The sequence below is a fragment of the Brevundimonas sp. genome, from assembly GCF_965278935.1.
GTDB lineage: Bacteria > Pseudomonadota > Alphaproteobacteria > Caulobacterales > Caulobacteraceae > Brevundimonas.
Genome location: NZ_OZ257124.1, coordinates 1165555 through 1185584, shown reverse-complemented (window position 1 = coordinate 1185584; position 20030 = coordinate 1165555). Strand labels below are relative to the sequence as shown.

17 protein-coding genes are annotated in these 20030 nt (G+C 68.4%); 12 read left to right on the top strand and 5 right to left on the bottom strand.

The annotated features are described in order from the left end of the window. Window positions 1-71: 71 nt before the first annotated feature. From ACQY68_RS05925 to ACQY68_RS05905, 5 genes are all read left to right on the top strand, one after another. Window positions 72-575, top strand: a complete 504-nt coding sequence (locus tag ACQY68_RS05925) for a hypothetical protein (protein WP_428152126.1) — start codon at window positions 72-74, stop codon at window positions 573-575. A gap of 1 nt (window position 576) precedes the next feature. Next, a complete protein-coding gene (locus tag ACQY68_RS05920; protein WP_428152125.1) occupies window positions 577-1050 on the top strand; it encodes a GyrI-like domain-containing protein in 474 nt (157 codons plus the stop codon). A gap of 55 nt (window positions 1051-1105) precedes the next feature. Next, window positions 1106-2200, top strand: coding sequence for a site-specific DNA-methyltransferase (locus ACQY68_RS05915; RefSeq protein ID WP_428152124.1), 1095 nt, complete (start codon window positions 1106-1108; stop codon window positions 2198-2200). Between the two features lie 180 nt (window positions 2201-2380). Next, window positions 2381-3487 carry a glycosyltransferase family 4 protein gene (locus tag ACQY68_RS05910; RefSeq protein WP_428152123.1) on the top strand — a complete coding sequence of 369 codons (1107 nt, stop codon included), beginning with the start codon at window positions 2381-2383 and terminating at the stop codon, window positions 3485-3487. A 74-nt stretch (window positions 3488-3561) separates the two neighbouring features. Then, window positions 3562-5709 (top strand): amylo-alpha-1,6-glucosidase, encoded by a 2148-nt coding sequence (locus tag ACQY68_RS05905; protein WP_428152122.1) that lies wholly within the window; start codon window positions 3562-3564, stop codon window positions 5707-5709. A gap of 175 nt (window positions 5710-5884) precedes the next feature. On the opposite strand, the gene mutY is transcribed toward ACQY68_RS05905, so the two are convergent. Further along, window positions 5885-6934, bottom strand: a complete 1050-nt coding sequence (mutY, locus tag ACQY68_RS05900) for an A/G-specific adenine glycosylase (RefSeq protein WP_428152121.1) — start codon at window positions 6932-6934, stop codon at window positions 5885-5887. A gap of 180 nt (window positions 6935-7114) precedes the next feature. Here mutY and ACQY68_RS05895 point away from each other — a divergent pair, with 180 nt between their 5' ends. Then, on the top strand, window positions 7115-7672 hold the full coding sequence (locus ACQY68_RS05895; protein WP_428152120.1) for a DUF721 domain-containing protein: 558 nt from the start codon (window positions 7115-7117) through the stop codon (window positions 7670-7672). A gap of 282 nt (window positions 7673-7954) precedes the next feature. Beyond that, the gene (locus tag ACQY68_RS05890) at window positions 7955-9046 is read left to right on the top strand and encodes an IPTL-CTERM sorting domain-containing protein (RefSeq protein ID WP_428152119.1); all 1092 of its coding nucleotides are present in this window, start codon (window positions 7955-7957) and stop codon (window positions 9044-9046) included. Window positions 9047-9120: 74 nt separating this feature from the next. Here the strand turns inward: ACQY68_RS05890 and ACQY68_RS05885 are convergent, their stop codons facing one another. After that, window positions 9121-10374 (bottom strand): HWE histidine kinase domain-containing protein, encoded by a 1254-nt coding sequence (locus ACQY68_RS05885; protein WP_428152118.1) that lies wholly within the window; start codon window positions 10372-10374, stop codon window positions 9121-9123. A 330-nt stretch (window positions 10375-10704) separates the two neighbouring features. Here ACQY68_RS05885 and ACQY68_RS05880 point away from each other — a divergent pair, with 330 nt between their 5' ends. Genes ACQY68_RS05880 through ACQY68_RS05860 form a run of 5 tightly spaced genes read left to right on the top strand, consistent with a single transcriptional unit; the run spans window position 10705 to window position 16434 of the window. Beyond that, a complete protein-coding gene (locus ACQY68_RS05880) occupies window positions 10705-11349 on the top strand; it encodes a thioredoxin domain-containing protein (RefSeq protein WP_428152117.1) in 645 nt (214 codons plus the stop codon). Between the two features lie 4 nt (window positions 11350-11353). Next, on the top strand, window positions 11354-11965 hold the full coding sequence (locus tag ACQY68_RS05875; protein ID WP_428152116.1) for a thioredoxin domain-containing protein: 612 nt from the start codon (window positions 11354-11356) through the stop codon (window positions 11963-11965). Next, on the top strand, window positions 11962-12570 hold the full coding sequence (locus ACQY68_RS05870) for a DsbA family protein (RefSeq protein WP_428152115.1): 609 nt from the start codon (window positions 11962-11964) through the stop codon (window positions 12568-12570). The genes ACQY68_RS05875 and ACQY68_RS05870 overlap by 4 nt, the downstream gene beginning before the upstream one ends. Window positions 12571-12577: 7 nt before the next feature. After that, on the top strand, window positions 12578-16015 hold the full coding sequence (locus tag ACQY68_RS05865) for an AAA family ATPase (protein ID WP_428152114.1): 3438 nt from the start codon (window positions 12578-12580) through the stop codon (window positions 16013-16015). After that, a complete protein-coding gene (locus ACQY68_RS05860) occupies window positions 16012-16434 on the top strand; it encodes a surface-adhesin E family protein (RefSeq protein ID WP_428152113.1) in 423 nt (140 codons plus the stop codon). Before ACQY68_RS05865 ends, ACQY68_RS05860 begins: the two co-directional genes overlap by 4 nt. A 124-nt stretch (window positions 16435-16558) precedes the next feature. Here the strand turns inward: ACQY68_RS05860 and ACQY68_RS05855 are convergent, their stop codons facing one another. Genes ACQY68_RS05855 through ACQY68_RS05845 form a run of 3 tightly spaced genes read right to left on the bottom strand, consistent with a single transcriptional unit; the run spans window position 16559 to window position 20029 of the window. Next, complete coding sequence (locus ACQY68_RS05855; protein ID WP_428152598.1) at window positions 16559-17695, bottom strand: mechanosensitive ion channel family protein; 1137 nt, start codon at window positions 17693-17695, stop codon at window positions 16559-16561. Between the two features lie 59 nt (window positions 17696-17754). After that, window positions 17755-18837, bottom strand: a complete 1083-nt coding sequence (gene murG / locus ACQY68_RS05850; RefSeq protein ID WP_428152112.1) for an undecaprenyldiphospho-muramoylpentapeptide beta-N-acetylglucosaminyltransferase — start codon at window positions 18835-18837, stop codon at window positions 17755-17757. Between the two features lie 7 nt (window positions 18838-18844). Next, window positions 18845-20029 (bottom strand): peptidoglycan glycosyltransferase FtsW, encoded by a 1185-nt coding sequence (locus ACQY68_RS05845; protein ID WP_428152111.1) that lies wholly within the window; start codon window positions 20027-20029, stop codon window positions 18845-18847. Window position 20030: the final 1 nt, after the last annotated feature.

The following is a 20030-nucleotide window of genomic DNA, read 5'->3' as shown; positions in this document are numbered from 1 at the left end:
TTTGCACGAGCCTTGCCCCACTTCCGCTCTCGACGTGAACGATCTGGGTCGGGATAAGCGAAGAACGACAAGTGACCAGACGGACCCGGACCATGCGCATCGCCGCCCTTGCCGCTCTTCTGACAGCCGCGAGCCTTTCCCCGGCTTACGCCCAGGACGCCCTGAATGCGACCGGCGAACTCAGGATCGCCGCGGTCGGTCAGACCCGTGTCGTCATGGTTCAGGGCGCCGCCGCCGACCCGTTCGTCTGGGAATGGACCTTCCTCGACGAGGGGGTGGAGTCCGACGAAGGCATGGTCGACGCGGTTGCGACCAGCGTCATGTACGACTGCGCCGCCCGCACCCGCCGCGCCCTGGTGCTGGAAGCCTATGGCGACGGGAAGTTCCTGTCCCAGACCCCGCTGTACGAAGAACCCGCCCCCGTCACCCCCGGGACCCTGGTCGACGGCGCCCTTCAGGTCGTGTGCGAGCCCGAGACCAATTCCGACGGCGCGGTCTTCCCCGACATGGCCTCCGCCCGGGCCGCAATGGACGTCCGCAAGGGCCCGGCGACTGTTCAGCCCGAAGCGCGCTGACGTGACGCCCGATCGCTTCGAGACCCATCGTCCGATGCTGCTGGCCGGCCTGCGGCGCTGGTACGGGTTCGCAGAGGCGCCCGACCAGATTCCGCTGGATTGGCAACGCTTCGTCGCCCGCCTGCCTCTCGCCGGTCAGATCGGCGACGTGACATATGGCGCAACCTGCGACGCCGACACAGCCAACGGACGCTTCGAATACATGTCCGCTGTGGAGGTCGCGACCTTCGACGGCCTGCGCCCCGATGTGGGCCGGATGCGCGTGCCGGAAGCGACCTACGCGGTCTTCGTCCACCAGGGGCCGGTGTCCGGCATCCGCCAGACGATTATGGGAGCGCACGGCTGGCTGGCGTCGAATGGCGAATGGAAGGACGGCGGCACGCCCAACTTCGAGCGCTACGGCGCCTATTACGACCCCGTGACCGGGACGAGCGACATCACCCTGTGGCTGCCGGTGGTTTCGGTGGCGGGATAACCCCACCTTAACCACAAGGATTCACGGTTGCGCCTCAACCTCGAGGCCGAGCAGCGTGACCGATCTGAAGACCCCCCATCTCGCTACGGATGTCATTCATCGCGGCGACTGCATCGAGATCCTGCGGTCCCTGCCCGACAAGTCGGTCGACATGGTCTTTGCGGACCCGCCCTACAATCTCCAGCTGGGCGGCGACCTTCTGCGTCCCGACAACTCGAAGGTCGATGCGGTCGACGACGACTGGGACAAGTTCGACAGCTTCGCCGCGTACGACGCCTTCTGCCGCGACTGGCTGAAGGAGTGCCGTCGCGTCCTGAAGGACGAGGGCTCGATCTGGGTGATCGGCAGCTATCACAATGTCTTTCGGCTGGGTTCGGCGATCCAGGACCTTGGGTTCTGGGTGCTCAACGACATCATCTGGCGCAAGTCGAACCCGATGCCGAACTTCAAGGGCACGCGCTTCACCAACGCCCACGAGACCCTCATCTGGGCGGCCAAGAGCCGCGAGCAGAAGCGATATACCTTCAACTACGATGCGCTGAAGGCCTTCAACGAAGACACCCAGATGCGGTCCGACTGGACCTTCGCCCTGTGCACCGGCGAGGAACGGATCAAGGGCGAGGACGGCAAGAAGGCCCATCCGACCCAGAAGCCCGAGGCCCTGCTGCACCGGGTGATCCTGGCCGCGACGCGGCCCGGCGACGTGATCCTCGACCCCTTCTTTGGCACGGGTACGACTGGCGCGGCCGCCAAGCGCCTGGGTCGTCACTTCATCGGCATCGAGCGCGATCCCGAGTACGCGAAGGTGGCCGAGACCCGCATCAAGGCGGTCATCCCGGCCAGGCCCGAGGATCTGGTCGTGACCGGCTCCAAGCGCGCCGAGGTCAAGGTGCCGTTCGGCGCCCTCGTCGAGGCCGGCCTGCTGTCGCCGGGCGATGTCCTCTATTGCCCGAAGGGTGAACGCGAGGCCCGTGTCCGTGCCGACGGTTCGCTGGTGTCGGGCGCGATGACCGGTTCGATCCACAAGCTGGGCGCGCTGTTCGAGAACGCGCCCGCCTGCAACGGCTGGACCTACTGGCGCTTCCGGACGGACACGGGCCTGCGCTCCATCGACGCCCTGCGCGCCGAAGTCCGGGCGGGGATGCAGTAGGGTCCTCCCGCTAAGTCTTTCATTTGGTTGGACCGTCAGCCCAAGTGTCGGAAAACGGACTCTGTGTTTCCTGTAAGGCGCCGCAATCCTTACCGAAATTCGGCGTTTCGTTCGGGAACTTCGCAGTTGCGATATCATTGATGTCTACGGCCCGGCTGAGCGGGTCGGAGCATCCACATCATGAAGATCGCCCAGGTCACCCCGCTTTACGAGGCCGTCCCTCCCAAGCTCTATGGCGGCACCGAGCGGGTGGTCGCCCATTTGACCGACGCCTTGGTCGATCTGGGGCATGACGTGACCCTGTTCGCCTCCGCCGAGGCGCACACCAAGGCCCGCCTGATCCCGGTGCGTGATCAGGCGATCCGGCTGGATCCTGCGCCGCTTAAGTCGGATCTGGCGTCGCACATGAGCATGTTGTCGGAGGTCCTGCGCCGCGCGGACGACTTCGACGTCATCCATTTCCACACCGACATGATCCATTTCCCGTTCTTCGAGCGGATCGCCAACAAGACCCTGACCACCCTGCATGGCCGTCTGGACATGAAGGACTTGCCGGAGGTCTATGAGCGCTGGCCCGAGTTCGGTCTCGTCTCGATCTCCGACGATCAGCGCCGCCCGCTGGCCTTCGCCAACTGGAAGGCGACGGTCCATCACGGCATGCCGGCCGAGCAGTACGTCTTCTCGCCGAAGTCGAGCGGCTACCTTGCCTTCCTCGGCCGCATCTCGCCTGAGAAGCGGCCCGACCGGGCCATCGAGATCGCTACCAAGCTGGGCAAGCGGCTGAAGATGGCGGCCAAGGTCGATGCGGCGGACAAGATCTACTTCGAGACGAAGATCAAGCCGATGATCGACGGGAACCCCCTGATCGAGTTCATCGGCGAGATCGGGGATCATCAGAAGTCCGAGTTCTTGGGCGGAGCCGAGGCCTTGCTGTTCCCGATCGACTGGCCCGAGCCCTTCGGTCTGGTGATGATCGAGGCCATGGCCTGCGGCACGCCGGTGGTCGCCTTCCGCTGCGGCTCGACGACCGAGGTCATCGAAGACGGCGCGACGGGCTTCCTGGTCGATACGCTGGAGCAGGCGGTGGCGGCGGCGGGTCGGGCCTCGATGCTGGATCGCGAGGCCGTGCGCGCCCGGTTTGAGCTGCGGTTCTCCGCCACGGCGATGGCCCGGCGCTATCTGGATGTCTACGGCGACCTGCTGGCCAGAAAGCCCTACGGCGAGACGGTGCTCGACGATGTGGTGGTTCCACTGCACGAAGAGCGGAGCTTCGCCGTTTCCGCCTGAACCTAACCTCGCCTCGGCCATTTTCCCTTCGCATTCGCACACGATCATGTGGGCGGGGGCGCCAGCGAGGTTCCATGGACGACGGCTATTCGGTTCAGCAGACGGCCGCGGAAAGCGCGGAGACCGGCGGGCTGGACACCCTGCAGGCCCTGAAGGACGCCGACACCTTTCTGGTGGCAGACAGTTGGGGCGACCTGAAAGGCGGGGCTGACGGCCTGTTCGATCATGACACGCGGATCCTGTCGCGGTTCGTGATGACCGTGGGGCTGGCGCGGCCGTCGCGGCTGAGTTCGGGCGTCAGCCGGGACAATGTGTTCTTCACCGCCCACACCACAAACCGCCCCCTGCCCCCCATGGGCGGGCGCTCGGCGCCGGCGGGGGTGCTGCATATCGAGCGGCGGCGCTTCGTCTGGGACCGGCGGATGTTCGAGCGGGTGCGGATGGTCAACCACGGGGTCGAGGACGTCCTGCTCCCGCTTGCCTTCGAGTTTGGGGCAGACTTCGCCGACATCTTCCAGGTGCGCGGGACGCTGCGGGAGAAGCGGGGGACCGGCGAGGCGCCGACGCACGACGGGCGGCGGGTGACCTTCCGCTACACGGGGCTCGACGAGGTCGTACGGACCAGTTGTCTCGCCTTTTCGGAGCCGCCGGCGCGGCTGTCGGGATCGCGGGCCGAGTTCATGTTCAGCCTGCCGAAGGGCAAGGAGCTGGATCTCTATATCGAGTGCGGACCGGAGGTCTGTTCGACGCCCGATCCGATCCGGTGGCGCGAGAACGCGGTCCAGGCGCGGCTGGCGATGCGTCGCAGGCGTCGGCGGGGAGCCTCGCTGAGAGGGCCGCGCAGCCCGCGCTTCAACCAGTGGCTGGATCAGTCGAGGGCGGACATCGCGCTCCTCACGACCGACCTGCCGACCGGTCCCTATCCCTATGCCGGGACGCCCTGGTTCTCGACGCCATTCGGGCGGGACGGGATCATCTCGGCCTGGCAGATGCTGTGGCTCGACCCGTCGCTGGCCAAGGGGGTGCTGACCTATCTGGCGAAGCGTCAGGCGACCGAGGTCTCGGCCTTCCAGGATAGCCAGCCCGGCAAGATCATGCACGAGACCCGGGGCGGCGAGATGAGCGGTCTGGGGGAGGTCCCGTTCGGCCTCTACTACGGCGGGGTCGACACCACCTGCCTGTTCGTCGCCTTGGCCGGAGCCTATTTCCGGCGAACCGGGGACATCGACCTGATCCGCGAACTGTGGCCCAACCTGATCGCCGCGACCGAGTGGATGCGCGACTATGGCGACAGCAACGGCGACGGTCTGATCGACTACGCCCGGGCCGCCGAGACGGGGCTGTCGAACCAGGGCTGGAAGGACTCCGAGGACTCCATCTTCCATTCCGACGGGCGGTTCCCGAAGGGACCGATCGCGTTGCTGGAGGTTCAGGGCTACGCCTTCGCCGCATGGCGCGCGATGGCTGATCTGGGCGCCCTGCTCGGCGACGGGCGGGCCTTGGCCTGGGACAATCAGGCGGACGAGGTCCGGCTGCTGGTCGAGGAGCGGTTCTGGATGGAGGACCAGCAGTTCTACGCCATCGCCCTCGACGGCGACGGGAACCCCTGCGAGGCCATCGGGTCGAACGCCGGGCACCTGCTATTCACCGGCCTGCCCTCGGCGACGCGGGCGGCGGCGGTGACGAAGCGGCTGCTGGGCGCCGAGTTCCGTTCCGGCTGGGGACTGCGGACGCTCGCGAGAGGTCAGGCCCGGTTCAATCCGATGAGCTATCACAACGGCTCGGTCTGGCCGCACGACACCTCGCTGGGGGTCGCGGGCATGGCTCATTACGGCGAGCGGGATGCGGTGGGCATGATCCTCGGCGAGATCTACGCCGCCGCAAGCCATTTCCACATGCGGCTGCCGGAACTGTTCTGCGGCTTCGAGCGCGAGACGGGCGAAGGGCCGATCGCCTATCCGGTCGCCTGCCTGCCTCAGGCCTGGGCGGCGGGGTCGGTGTTCCTGATGCTGCAGGCGTCGCTGGGGGTGTCGATCGACGCCCTGACGAAGACCGTCACCATCGACGCCCCCGCCCTGCCCGCCGGCATCGAGCGGCTGACCGTCAGCCGGCTTCAGGTCGGCGACGCCACGGTCGATCTGGCCTTCGAACGGCTGGGCGACCAGGTGGTGGTCATGCCGAGGAACCGGGTCGGCGAGGTCAGGATCGTGACGACGCGATAGGTCGGGGCCGATCCGGACTCGAAAAAGAGTCCGCCGAGTCCGGCGAGTCCGGATAACCGGGCCGCTCCGGCGAACGCCTGAAGCGACGGCACCTTCCCGATGAGTTGTCAAAGACCCGGCCGGCGAGATGGGAAGACCGCCTGCCAGACGCAAGGGGGTCAGGAGAATAAATTCTTCATGGCGCACTTATCGCCAGAGCCCGTTCCAGCGCCTTCCGAAACACGGTGGGCAAGGCGGCCAGCGCCTCGGCCTCGGGCATCCAGATGAAGTCGCCCTGCCCCGTCGCCGCCCGGACCGTCAGCGTCAGCGAGAAGTGGGTGAAGACGTGGTCGACGGCGCCGGCCTCCGTCCAGTCGACGGCGACGGTAGGGTGGGCGCCGGGCGCGGTATCGGTCCAATCGCTGGTCGGGAGGCCGACCATGCCGCCGAGGAGGCCCTTGTCGGGGCGGCGGACGAGGGCCACGCGGCCCCGGCCGTCGCGGAGGACCCAGGCCACGCCCTGACGGTGCGGGCGAGCGGCCTTCTTCGTCTTGAGCGGATAGCGTTCGGGCTCGCCCGTGACGCGGCCGGCGCAGAACTCGGCGATGGGGCACGTCAGGCAGAGCGGGGACTTCGGCCGGCAGATGGTCGAACCGAGGTCCATCAGGGCCTGGGCCCAGTCTCCCGGGCGGTCGTCGGCGACCAGGGTCGCGGCGAGGCGTTTCAGTTCTGGCCGCGCGGCGGGGACCGAGGTCTCGACGGCGAACAGGCGGGCGACGACACGCTCGACATTGCCGTCCACGACATTGGCCGGGCGGTCGAAGGCGATGGCCGCGACGGCTGCGGCGGTGTAGGCGCCCACCCCCGGCAGGGCCAGAAGCGCCGCCTCGGTATCGGGGAAGACGCCGCCGTGGTCGTCAGCCACCGCGCGGGCGCAGGCCAGCAGGTTGCGGGCGCGGGCGTAGTAGCCGAGGCCCGCCCAGGCGGCCATCAGGTCTGAGTCCGGGGCGGCGGCGAGATCGCCGACGGTCGGCCACCGGGCGGTGAATCGCTCGAAATAGGGTGTGGCGTGGGGGACGGTGGTCTGCTGCAGCATCACCTCGGACAGCCAGACGCGGTAGGGGTCGGTGCGCTCGGCCGCGCCGGGCGGGGCCCGCCACGGCAGGGTGCGCGCATGGGCGTCGTACCAGGCCAGCAGGGACGCGCGCAGGTTGGCGATGTCGGCGGGGAGCATTGGGTAACCCATAGCCTCTCCCTCCCCGTTCGGGGAGGGTGGTCGCGCAGCGACCGGGTGGGGGCGGGAAGGCAAACCACGCACAGCACATCTGTGTCGCCTCGCCGCCCCCACCCAATCTTCGCTTCGCTCGACCACCCTCCCCCGCAGGGGGAGGGAGAAGTCGGGACGAATATCGGCTAGGGTGCGGTCATGGCGCGCGATCTGCCCACCGATGCCGAGACCCGCGAAATCCTGTCGCGGCGAAGGACCCGGCCCATGCCGCGGCCCGCGCCGCCGGCCGGGCGGGCTCTGGCTCCACTGATCCGCGAACTGGACGAGAAGTTCGGGCGCGGCGCGGGCGCACTGGAACCCCGCTGGCGGGAGATCGTCGGCGACCAGCTGGCCCGCGTCACCCGCCCGCAGAAACTGACCAAGGGCCGCGCCGGAAGCGGCGGGACGCTGGAATTGCGCGTCGCGGGCCCGGCGGCCCTGCTGGTCCAGCATCAGTCGGCGGACATACTGGCGCGGGTGAACCTGTTCCTCGGACCGGGCGCTGTGGACAAGCTGCGGATCGCCCAGGGACCGGTGAAGCCCCTGGCGCAGATCGCCGCCTCGACCAAGGGCGCGCGGCGGCGGATCGACCCGCTGGACGCGGCAGCCGAGGCGGAGCTGACGAAGTCTGTCGAGGCCGCTCCCGACGGGCTGAAGGCGGCGCTGGCGAATCTGGGACGGGCCGTGCTGTCGGATCAGGCGAAGGGTCGACGCTAGGGCGCCTGTCTCCCCTCCGCTGGCCGGGTCCAGCACAAGTCAGATCCCGGCCGCAGGCTCACGTCCGCTTTGCAAACCAAGGCGACAGGTAAGCCAAGCCGTGCGGCCCGCGTTCCAAATCTGGGACGAAACTGGCTCTTCAGCGGTGCGAATTCCATGGTTTGCGACAGGTCGAACTGCTACGGCGGCAGACCATGGTGAGGGGTCCATACCTTTGTAAAGGCTATGGAAAGCCATGATTTCTGATTTGCTGGAAAACGTTCGGTCTTCGGGGGACACACCTTGCTCAATATCAACCACCTTCCCATCGGCAGATGGGCCGCAATCGCCGTGGCCGTCGCCGGCCTTAGCTGGTCCGGAGCCGCATCGGCTCAGAACGCCTACGTCACCGACTACCAGTTCAACAGCGTCAAGGTGATCAATACAAACACCAACACGGTGACGGCGACGATCGCGGTGGGCACGGGACCCTATGGATCGGCCGCAAGCCCGAACGGCGCCCGGACCTACGTGTCCAATCAGAACACCAACAACGTTTCGGTTATCGACACCGCCACCAACACCGTCGTTTCGACGATCCCGGTCGGCTCTACGCCTCGCGGTGTCGCTGTTTCGCCGGATAGTTCGCGGGCCTATGTGACAAACATCGGCGCCGGCAGCGTTTCCGTGATCAACACGACCACGAATACGGTCGTTGCGACGATCATCGTGGGATCCAACCCTCTGAGCGTGGCCCTGAACCCGGCCGGCACGCGGGCCTATGTGACAAACGAAGGTTCGAATTCGGTGTCGATCATCGATACCGCGACCAACACCGTGATCGGCACGATCGGAGTCGGAAGCCAGCCGTTCGGGGTCGCGGTCAATCCCGCCGGCACTCGCCTCTACGTCGCCAACCAGGCAGGGAACAGCGTCTCGGTGATCGATACGACGAGCAATGCCGTCATCACCACTCTTGCAGTCGGCAGCGGTCCCCGACACGTCGCGATCTCGCCCGACGGGTCCAGGGGGGTCGTGTCGAACACCTTCAACGACAATGTCACCGTCTTCGACACCGCCACCAACACGGCGATCACAAACATCGCCACGGGCCAAAGGCCGTGGAACGTGGCGTTCACGCCGAACGGCGCCCGCGTCTACGTCACGAACGTGAACGATGGCACGGTGACCGTGATCAACGCGGCGACCAATGCCGATATCGCGACGATCGCGGTCGGCGGAAACCCCTACGGAGCGGGCCTGTTCATCGGGCCTGCGCCTGTGGCCGGGCCAGTCCCGGTCCCTACCCTGTCGGAATGGGCCATGATCCTGATGGGTCTGACGCTGGCGGGCGGCGCGGCCATTCTGATCCAGCGCAGGCACATGACGGTCTGACCTTCTGAAGACCAGGACTGACGAGGGTCCCGACCGGCGACGGTCGGGGCCAGAGGAAGACCCGTGCTAAGCCCCTACTTCCCGACCAGCGCCTCGACCGGAACGTTCAGCGTGTAGGTGAAGCCGCCCGGCGTGTAGTCGAGCACGACCTGCCCCTTGAGCTGCTGGCCCAGCGACGTGATCATGCGGGTGCCGAAACCCTTGCGCGTGGGCTCCTCGACGGGCGGGCCGCCGGACTCGATCCAGTCGAGAAGCACGCGACCATCCTCGACGCGCCATGACAGATTGACCTGGCCGCCGGGCAGGGACAGGGCCCCGAACTTGGTCGTGTTGGTGCACAGCTCGTTCAGGGTCATGGCGAAGGCGATGACCGAGCTCGATGTGATGCGGATGTCCTCGCCCGAGATGACGAAGCGGCCGTCGCCCTGGTCGAAGGGTTCGATGGCGCTTCGGACCGTGCTGCCGATGGTGGCGTTTTCCCAACTCGAGCGGGTCAGCAGGTCGTGGGCGCGGGCCAGGGCTGCGAACCGGCCGTCGATGGCGGACCGGGCGTGAGTCATGCTGGTGGCGGTACGCAGACTCTGGTCGGTGATGGCCCCCACTGTGGCGAGCATGTTCTTGATGCGGTGATGCAGCTCGGCGTGGATCAGGTTCTGCAGCTTGTCGGCGGCGTCGCGCTCCTCGGCCTCGATGCCCGCCTGGACCAGCAAGGCCTTGGCGTCGATACCGGCCTGTTCGAGCGCCAGTTTGAGACTGTCGTTCTCGGTCGTCAGGGCGTCCTGGAGCGGCTGGTTCTCATCGATGATGAGCTGTTGCGCCTCCGTATCGGACACGGTTTTCAGCAGCAGGGCCTCGGCGTGCACGCCCGCCTGCTGGAGCTGGTAGCGGAGCTCGCGGTTCTCGGTCGTCAGGGCGCCGTTCTCGGCCGAAAGCGACGGCAGCACCTCCAGGGCGCCCTTGCCGACCATCTCCCGAAGCTCCGACACCATCTGCTCGATCTCGAGCGGCTTGGGGAAGAATTTGCTGTCTTCAGGTGCGTCCGCCTCGGTGACCGCGATCTGTCCGGAGACCAGGACGATCTTGATATGCGGCCAACGCGCATGGGTCAGGTGAGCGAGCTTCAGGCCGTCCATACTGCCCGGCATCTGGATATCGGTGAACAGGCACGAGATGTCGTCGCGGGATTCCAGGATGGCGATCGCCTCGTCCGCGTTGATCGCCTCGACCGATTCGAACCCGGCATCCTGAACGATGTCCACGGCGCGCATCCGTAGCATCAATTCATCTTCGACCACCAAGACGATTGACGGCGACACATCTGTAGTCATCAGGATTTTCCGTGAAGTTCGATTTCGCCGAACGGTGAAGACGGAAGCCAATTCTGGTGAACCGACGCGCCGAAACTTTAGTCTGGAACTGACTAACGCAAGTTGATCTAAACGCCTACTTTTCCGGCGCGCATGAAGATTTTTCAGAACGGGAACAGTCGGTTTGCAGTGTCCGACGCGGCGTCCCATCGCCCCGAGGTGCGCAGTCAGATTCCGACGGCTGGCTCTTGACCTTTTTCCGCCGCACCTGTTCTCGACAACCAAGGGAACTCGCGCGGCCCCCGGGGAATCGCGCGATCATCCAGAGCCTGAGTTCTTGAGGAAGTCGCCATGCGCGCCAGCGGTCCGTTCAAATACGCCTCCATGAGCCGCCGCGCGGCCGTCACCGGCGCCGCCCTTGCGGCCATGACGATGCTGGCCGCCTGCTCGGGCGCCCAGACCGGCGCGGCCGCCGAGGGCGACATGGCCATGGGCGCCGCCGAAGGCGCCAAGGTCACGGTGGTGGAATACGCCTCGGTCACTTGCGGCCACTGCGCGGCCTGGCAGGCGCAGGTCTATCCCGAGTTCAAGGCCAAATACATCGACACCAACAAGATCCGGTACGTGTTCCGCGAGTTCCCGACCGACCCCGCGCCCGTCGCCATCGCCGGCTTCCTGATCGCGCGCTGCGCCGGGCCGGACAAATATTTCCCGGTGATCCACGAGATCATGGCCAGCCAGCGCGAAATCTTCGGCGGCGTGCCGCCGCGCACGGTCCTGCTGCGCATCGCCAACGGGGCGGGCCTGACCGAGGAACAGTTCCAGACCTGCGTCACCGACGCCGACGCCCTGAAGGCCATGGACGCCCGCATCAAGGCCGGCATCGACGCCGGGGTGCAGGGCACGCCTTGGTTCATGGTCAACGGCGAACACGTCGCCGACAGCTCGTTGACGGGCCTTTCCGAAAAGATCGACGCCGCACTGGCCGAAAGCTGAACCCATGACCCTGTTCCGCAACCTGATCCTGGCCCTGACGGCCCTGACCCTCGCCTCGTGCGGCGGCGGTTCGAAGGCCGTCGTCGACGGCGACATGGCCTTGGGCGCGCCCGAAGGCGCCAAGGTCACCGTGGTTGAATACGCCTCGCCGACCTGCCCGCACTGCGCCCTGTGGCAGGAGGAAACCTGGCCGGCGTTCAAGGCGGCCTATGTCGACACGAACAAGGTCCGCTACGTCTTCCGCGAACTGCCGACGCCGCCGGCGGACGTGGCCGCCGCCGGCTTCCTGCTGGCCCGCTGCGCCGGACCGGACAAGTATTTCGACGTGATCCACGCGATCATGAAAAGCCAGGACGAGTGGGCCACGGCCAATCCGCGCGACAGCCTGATCCGGATCGCCGGCGAGAACGGGATGGACGAAGCGGCCTTCACCCGCTGCGTCACTGATCCGGCCGGCATCTCCGCGCTGGAGACCCGGGTGAAGGCGGCGACCGACGCAGGGGTGATCAACACGCCCAGCTTCTTCGTCAACGGCAATCGCGTGACGGCGATGGGCGGGGCCGGTGCGACGATGTCCGACCTGACCCCCGTCATCGAAGCCGAGCTGGCCAAATGATCCGTTCGTTCTTCCTGATTCTGGCGCTGGTCGCCGCGCCGCTTTCGGCGTCCGCCCAGACGGCGAGCGGCCTGCCGGCCGTCAGCGCCACCGACCGGGTGCTGGGTCGCGCCGACGCGCCGGTGACCGTCATCGAATATGCGTCCTTCGTCTGCACGCACTGCGCCCACTGGCACACGACCGTCTATCCGGCCTTCAAGGCGCGGTTCATCGACACGGGCCAGGTGCGACTGGTGTTCCGCAACCTGCCGACCAATCCGGTCCAGGTCGGGGCGCGGGCCGCGGGCATCGCGCGCTGTGCGGCTCCGGCCCGGTTCTTCGACGTCGCCTCGTCCTTCATGACGGGTCAGCAGGCCGTCGTCGACGGCGGCCCCCTGGCGACCTGGTACGCCAACGCTGTGGCCGTCAGCGGCCGGACCCAGGCCCAGATCGACACCTGCCTGGCCGATCCCGCAACGCTGAACGGCATCCGCGCCGAGAGCGCCGGAGCCACGGCCGCCGGGGTTCAGGGCACGCCGAGCTTCTTCGTCAATGGACGCGCGGTGTCGGACTCTTCGCTGGAAGGCCTGACGACCGCGATCCAGCCCCTCCTGCCCCGCCGCTGACGAAGGCATGCAGTTCCAGCGCCTCCGGCTCGTCGGCTTCAAGTCGTTCGTCGACCCGGCGGAGGTGCAGATCGAACCCGGCCTGACGGGGATCGTCGGGCCGAACGGCTGCGGCAAGTCGAACGTGCTGGAATCCATGCGCTGGGTCATGGGCGCCAACTCGGCAAAGGCCATGCGCGGCACGGGCATGGACGACGTGATCTTCGCCGGGGCGTCGAACCGGCCGCCCCGGAACCACGCCGAAGTCCAGCTGACCATCGACAACGCGCAACGCCGCGCGCCCCAGCCGTTCACCGACAGCGCCATCATCGAGGTGTCGCGCCGGATCGATCGGGGTCAGGGCTCGACCTATCGCATCAACGGCAAGGAGGTGCGGGCGCGGGACGTGCAGCTGCTGTTCGCCGACGCCTCGACGGGGGCGAACTCTCCGGCCCTGGTGCGGCAGGGGCAGATTTCCGAGCTGATCGCGGCCAAGCCGCAGAACCGGCGACGCATCCTCGAAGAGGCAGGCGGCGTCGCGGGGCTGCATACGCGGCGGCACGAGGCGGAGCTGAGGCTCAAGGCGGCCGAGGCCAATCTCGAGCGGCTCGACGACATCGGGCGGGAGCTGGAGACCGCGCTGACACGGCTGAAGCGCGAGGCGCGGCAGGCGGAGAAATACAAGAAGATCTCGGCCGAGATCCGCGCCCTGCAGTCGGCGCTGCTGTTCGTGCGCTGGAACGACGCGCGGCTGGCGGCGGAGGCTGCCGCGTCGGAGCTGGCGGCGGCGGACCGGGCGGTGGCCGAGGCCACCTCGAACGCAGCCAGGGCCCAGACCGCGGCCCTGTCGGCGCAGGACGGTCTGAAGCCCGCGCGGGAAGAGGATGCGGTGGCGGCGGCGCTTCTGCACCGCGCCTCGCTGGAGCGGGACCGGCTGGACATGGCCGAGCAGCAGGCGCGGGCCGAGGTCGACCGGCTGACGGCCGAGGCGCAGCGGATCGCCAACGACACCGAGCGCGAGATCGCCATGTCGGGCGACGCCGAGGCGGAACTGGCGCGGCTGTCGGCCGAACTGGAAACGCTGACGGCCGAGATCGCGGCGGCGCCCCAGCGCGGGCCGGAGCTGGACCGGGCGCTGGAGGCGGCGGAAGAGGGTCGCCGGGCGGCGGACGCCGAGGTCGAACGGCTGGCCGGTTCGCTGGCGGCGGTTGAGGCGCGGGCCAACGCCGAAACGGCGCGGAAACGCGACGCCGAGGCGCGGGTGACGCGGGCGGTTGCGGCGCTGGACGGGGCGAAACGGGAGCGCGAGGCGCTGGGACCGTTGGAGACGCCGGAACTGGCTGCTGCGCGCGAGGCGCTGGAGACGGCGACGGCGACCTTGGCGGAGGCGCGGGCGGGGGTGGAGACGGCCGAGGCCGATCGGGCCGAACGGGCGCGGGCCGAGCAGGAGGCGCGGACGGCGGCGCGGGCGGCCGAGGATCGGCTGGGCCGGTTGCAGACCGAGGCGCGGGGGCTGGCGTCGCTGCTGGTTTCGGGGCGGCGCGACCACCCGCCAGCGCTGGATCAGGTCGGGGCGGACAAGGGGTACGAGGCCGCTCTGGCGGCGGCGCTGGGCGACGATCTGGACGCAGCGCTGGATGCCAAGGCGGCGGCCTACTGGGGCGGGGCGGACGTGCCAGCGCCCGTGTGGCCTGCAGGGATCGAGCCGCTGGCGAAGTATGTGAAGGCCCCCGAGGCTTTGGCGGCGCGGCTGGCCCTGTGCGGGGTGGCGGCGAAGGCCGATGCGTCGGGATTGGCCAGGAGTCTGCCGACCGGGGCGCGTCTGGTGACACGGGAGGGTGACCTCTATCGCTGGGACGGGTTCGTCAGCCGGGCCGATGCGCCGAGGCCGGCGGCGGTGCGGCTGGCCCAGCGGACGCGGCTGTCGGAGCTTGAGGCGGACATCGACGCGGGCAAGCCGGCGCTGGAAGCGGCCCAGGACGCGTTGAAGGCGGCGACGGAGGCGTTCCGGGCGTCGGAAGAGGCGGTGAAGGCGGCGCGATTGCTGCCCTTCGCGGCGGACAAGGCGGTGACCACGGCGCGGGACGCGGTGCAGCGGCTGGCCAACGAACAGGCGCGTCGCGAGGCGCGGGCGACGGCGCTGGACGAGACTCTGGCGCGGCTGACGGTCGAGCATGAGGCGGCGGAGGCGGCCCTGGCCGAAGCCCTGACAACCGACGCGCCGTCGGAGACGCTGGAAGGGCTGAAGGCCGAACTGGCGGCGGCGCGGACGACGGCGGATGCGGCGCGCGGCGCGGCGGCGGGGGCTCGGGCGGATCGGGACGCCGAGGCGCGCGAACGGGCCGGACGCGACCAGCGGCTGAACGGCCTGACGCGGGAGCGCGACGGCTGGGCGGCGCGGGCGAAGGATTCGACGGCGCGGATTACCGTGCTGGAGGGCGATGCAGGCAAGACGGCGGCCCTGCTGCTGCAGGCCGAGCGGGCGCCGGAGGCCCTGGGGGCGCAGCGGTCGAAGCTGATGGACATGCTGACCTCGGCCGAGACACGGCGGAAGGCGGCGGCCGATGCGGTAGCGGTGGCCGAGGGCGAGGCCAGCGAGGCGGATCGGGCCAGCCGGGCGGCGGATGCGACGGCGGCGAGCGCGCGCGAAGCCCGCGCGGGGCTGGCCGCGCGGTCGGAAGCGGCGGCCGAGCGGCTGCTGGACGCGCACAACAACGTCCGCGAGGCGGCCCAGATGTCGCCGGAGGAGCTGGGCCAGAAGCTGACCGACGACGCCATCGCCCGGCCCCCGGATGCGGCCGGAGCCGAGAGCCTGCTGTTCGGTCTGGAACGCGAGCGCGAGATGCTGGGCGCGGTCAACCTGCTGGCCGAAGAGGAGGCCGAGGAATACGGCGAGCGGCTGCAGACCATGCGGCTGGAGCGGTCGGATTTGACGGGCGCCATCGCCAGGCTGCGCGACGGGATCGACGAGCTGAATGCCGAGGGGCGCGAGCGGCTGGTCGCGGCGTTCGACGTCATCAACGACAACTTCAAGAGCCTGTTCGAGGCCCTGTTCGGCGGTGGCCAAGCCGAGCTGAAACTGGTCGAGAGCGACGATCCGCTGGAAGCCGGGCTGGAGATCTTCGCCTGTCCGCCGGGCAAGCGGTTGTCGGTGATGTCGCTGATGTCGGGCGGCGAGCAGGCCCTGACGGCGGCGGCGCTGATCTTCGCGGTCTTCCTGGCCAATCCGGCGCCGGTTTGCGTGCTGGACGAGGTCGACGCGCCGCTGGACGACGCCAATGTGGATCGCTTCTGCCGGATGCTGAACGAGATGCGGAATCGCACGGACACGCGGTTCATCGTCATCACCCACAACCCGGTGACCATGAGCCGGATGGATCGGCTGTACGGCGTGACCATGCCCGAGCGCGGTGTGTCGCAGCTGGTCAGCGTGGACCTGACCCAGGCCGAGAAGCTGGTCGCTTGATCCAGGACGTTCCTGTCACGCCGCCTGAAGCGCATGCGCTGGTCCTGACCGGGGTCGGGCGGTTCGTGGTGTTCGCCGATGCGGCGACGATCCGGCGCGAACCCGACGGGGTGCGGATGCGGTCGCTGCAGGTGGTGGAGGAAGACTTCACGGTCGGGACGACGCGATATCTGGGCGGCTGGTCTTGGTGGCGGTTCGACTGCGATGCGCGGATGGCGGATCGGCTGGACTTTGCGTCCGTGGCGGTCGGCGGGGTCGAGGGGCCGGCGATGGCCGAGGGACAGCCGGCCTACGCAGCGGCGCCCGGCGGGGATGCGGCGGAGTTGCTGGCCGTGGCTTGTGGGACGGTAGAGCCGGAGGTGGTGGCGACCACTATCGATGAAGCGGTCAGGGTCGGTCGGGCGGCGATGGCGGAGTAGATATCCCTCTCCCGGTGGGAGAGGGCTTGAGGCTCGCGGAGCGTAGCGATGCGTCTTAGCCGAAAGGGTGAGGGTCGTGCTTTTCCGGCGAGGGTCGACCCTCACCCTTTCGCGTTTCCAATCGCTAGCGCTCTTGGACGCTCAAGCCCTCTCCCACCGGGAGAGGGGTCGCGTTGCGGTCGATATTCAGTCGATCCTGCGGCAGGGCCTCCGGGCACTGATCGCGCATGAAGGCCAGCATCTTTTCCCGGATTTCGCAGCGCAGATCGAACGCCACTGGCGCAGATCGCGCGCTGGCGAGGCAGCGGACCTGGGCGACACGGTCGGTGATGTCGGTGACCTGAAGGTTGACCACGTCGCCGTCCCAGTGGGCGGACGCCTTGCAAATCCGCTCCAGCTCGGCGCGCAGACGGTCCATCGGGGCCTCGTAGTCGACGTAGAGCATGGCCGAGCCGATCAGGCGGGAGGTCTCGCGGGTCCAGTTCTGGAAGGGCTTCTCGATGAAATAGCTGAGCGGCAGGATCATGCGCCGCCAGTCCCACAGCTTGACCACGACATAGGTGGAGGTGATCTCCTCGACCGTGCCCCACTCACCCTCGACGATGACGGCGTCGTCGATGCGGATGGGCTGGGCGGTGGCGATCTGGATGCCGGCGAACAGGTTCTTGAGCACCGGCTGGAGCGCCAGACCGGCGATGATGCCGACGACCCCGGCCGAGGCCAGCAGGGATACGCCCCACTGGCGGACGGCGCCGATGGTCATCAGGGCCAGGCCGACCGAGATGATGCCGATGATGATGATGGCCGCCCGCTGGAGGATACGGGTCTGGGTGATGTGCTTGCGGGCGACGAGGTTGTCCTCGGCCGCCATGTTGAACTTCCGCAGATAGACGACGGCCCACATGTCGACAGCGCCGGCCGCCATCCAGCCCAGCACGAGGATGGTCAGGAACAGCAGGATGGCCCGAATCGCCTGCGACGGCTCGGGATCCAGGGGCGAAACGGTGATCGAGAAGCCGATGGCGATCAGGATGATCAGGACGCGCAGCTTCTGCCGCGCCCGCTCGACCACGCCACGCCAGAACAGGTCGCGGCTCTTCACGACGCGACGCAGGATGGCGAAGACGACGGCGTTCACCAGCCAGCCGGCGCCGACGAAGACGGTCACGACAATGGCGACGACCAGCCATTCGGGCAGCCAGTAGAACTGGCGCCACAGCATCAGGATCTGGTGCGTCAGACTGGTGATTTCGGGCGGCATGGACGCGAACAGCGTGTCAGCCGCGTCTTCCGTTCCCACCGGCGGCAAGGCCGGGGCGGTCATCCAGCCGTGGCCTCGGCCAGGTCCGCGAGGCGTCGGGCCGCGTCCGGGATGGCGACCGAGCGGGCCGCGGCGCTCATGGCCGCGAGCCGTGCGGGGTCGGCGAGGACGCCCGTGACGGCGGCCGTCATCGCATCGACGGTGACATCGTCCTCGAGGATCATCTCGGCGGCGGATACGTCGGTCAGAAGTTTGGCATTGAGGCGCTGGTGGTCGTCGGTGGCGATCTTCAGCGGGATCAGGATCGACGGCATCGCCGCGACGGCCAGCTCCGCGCAGGTCGAGGCGCCGGCGCGCCCGATGACGAGGTGGGCGGCGGACAGGCGGGTCGCCATGTCGCGGAAGAAGGGAGCGACCTCGGCCTCGATGCCGGCGTCGAGATAGATCTGGCGAGAGGTTTCCAGCGTCTCGGGACGGGACTGCTGCTGGACCTTCAGGCGGCGGCGTATGGCTTCCGGCAGGGCGGCGAGCGCCCGGGGCGTGGTCTCGGACAGGAGGCGGGCGCCTTGGGAGCCGCCGGTGACGAGGATCTGGATCGGGCCGTCGCCGGGCGGGGCCCAGGCGCGGTCGAACAGGGCGCGGATGTCGGCGCGGACCGGGGCGCCCACGACCTGGGCGCGGGCTTTCACGGCGGGGCTGGCGCGTTCGAGGGTCGGGAACGAGGAGGCGACGGCGCGGACGTGGGGCGCCAGGGCGCGGTTGGTGCGGCCGAGGACGGCGTTCTGTTCGTGGATCAGGGTCGGGCGCTTCTGCAGGATGGCGGCGACCAGGGCGGGAGCGGACGGATAGCCGCCGAAACCGACGACCACCTGGGCATCGAGGCGGTTGAAGGCGGTCTGGGCCTGCCCCACGCCCTTGACGATGGCGACGCCGGCCTTGAGCAGGCCAATGGGGCCGGAGCCGGTGGCGGCGTCCAGTGCGATACGCTCCTCGGCCGGAAAGGCGTGGGCGTACTGCTCGCCGCGATGGTCGGTGGCGAGGACGACGCGCCAGCCGCGCGAGGTCATCTCGCGCGCGAGGGCCTCGGCCGGGAACATGTGGCCGCCGGTTCCGCCGGCGGCGACGACGCAGAGTCTTGTCATGGAACCCCTAGGGCATCAGGAGCCGACGCGGACGCGCCAGACTGGCTCCGGGTTCGTAGGCGCCGGGACGGCGGCGCGTCAACGCCAGCGCGAACCCCATCGTCAGCCCCATGGCCATCATCGAGGAGCCGCCGTAGCTGATGAAGGGCAGGGTCATGCCCTTGGTCGGGATCAGGTTCAGGTTCACCGCGACGTTGATCGAAGCCTGCAGGCCGATCAGCATGAACAGCCCCGCCGCCGCCGTCTGTTCGAACGGGTCGTTGAGCTTCATCGCCCGGCCCATGCCGCGGAAGACGATGAAGGCGTAGAGGCCGATCATGACGAGGCTGAGGACCAGGCCGAACTCCTCGGCGCCGACGGAATAGATGAAGTCGGTGTGCAGGTCGGGGACGGAACGTTTCATGACCCCTTCGCCGACGCCGCGTCCGACGAGGCCGCCGGCGCGGATGGCCTCACTGGCGCGGTCGATCTGGTGGGTGTCCTCGACGCCCGGCGAGACGAACTTGGCGACGCGCGCCTGGACGTGGGGGAAGAGCATGTAAATGGCGGTCATGCCGACGGCGAACAGGCCCAGAAGCACAGTGACCCAGCGCAAAGGCACGCCCGCCATGAAGAAGACGGCCATGAAGGTGGTTGTGATAAGCAGGGTCTGGCCGATGTCGGGCTGGATCAGCAACAGGGCGACGGTGACGGCGTAGAAACCGAAGGCGATGGAGACGCCGGGGACGCCCTCCCCCTTCTGACCCTCGGCGAACATCCAGGCGGCGAAGACGATCAGGCTGGGCTTGGCGAACTCGGACGGCTGGAGGCTGAACGGGCCGAGGTTCACCCAGCGGGCCGCGCCCTTCACCGTGTCACCGATGAAGGGCAGCATGGCCATGACGACGATGGCGCCGAGCAGGCCCAGCACCGCGATGCGCCGGACCCCTCGCGGCGACAGGAGGGACATGGTCAGCATCAGGCCCACGCCTCCGCTGGCCCAGACGATCATGCGCCAGGAGTAGTGGAAGGGGTCGGTGATCGACTCGTCGGCCAGGATGGCGGCGGGCGACGAGGCGAACGACAGCATGACGCCCAGGCCCATGAGGGCGAGCGCCGCGCCGAGCAGGCCGCGATCCACCGTCCAGAACCACTGGGCGATCGGACTCTGGTCGTTGCGCGAGAAGGGATGAGAGTAGACGGCCTGGGTCATG

Bases quoted from the DNA above. Each gene is read 5' to 3' on its own strand.
- ACQY68_RS05910 (WP_428152123.1), top strand. From the start codon at position 2,381: ATGAAGATCGCCCAGGTCACCCCGCTTTACGAGGCCGTCCCTCCCAAG.
- ACQY68_RS05905 (WP_428152122.1), top strand. From the start codon at position 3,562: ATGGACGACGGCTATTCGGTTCAGCAGACGGCCGCGGAAAGCGCGGAG.
- mutY (WP_428152121.1), bottom strand. From the start codon at position 6,934: ATGGGTTACCCAATGCTCCCCGCCGACATCGCCAACCTGCGCGCGTCC.
- ACQY68_RS05895 (WP_428152120.1), top strand. From the start codon at position 7,115: ATGGCGCGCGATCTGCCCACCGATGCCGAGACCCGCGAAATCCTGTCG.
- ACQY68_RS05885 (WP_428152118.1), bottom strand. From the start codon at position 10,374: ATGACTACAGATGTGTCGCCGTCAATCGTCTTGGTGGTCGAAGATGAA.
- ACQY68_RS05880 (WP_428152117.1), top strand. From the start codon at position 10,705: ATGCGCGCCAGCGGTCCGTTCAAATACGCCTCCATGAGCCGCCGCGCG.
- ACQY68_RS05875 (WP_428152116.1), top strand. From the start codon at position 11,354: ATGACCCTGTTCCGCAACCTGATCCTGGCCCTGACGGCCCTGACCCTC.
- ACQY68_RS05870 (WP_428152115.1), top strand. From the start codon at position 11,962: ATGATCCGTTCGTTCTTCCTGATTCTGGCGCTGGTCGCCGCGCCGCTT.
- ACQY68_RS05865 (WP_428152114.1), top strand. From the start codon at position 12,578: ATGCAGTTCCAGCGCCTCCGGCTCGTCGGCTTCAAGTCGTTCGTCGAC.
- ACQY68_RS05855 (WP_428152598.1), bottom strand. From the start codon at position 17,695: ATGCCGCCCGAAATCACCAGTCTGACGCACCAGATCCTGATGCTGTGG.
- murG (WP_428152112.1), bottom strand. From the start codon at position 18,837: ATGACAAGACTCTGCGTCGTCGCCGCCGGCGGAACCGGCGGCCACATG.
- ACQY68_RS05845 (WP_428152111.1), bottom strand. From the start codon at position 20,029: ATGACCCAGGCCGTCTACTCTCATCCCTTCTCGCGCAACGACCAGAGT.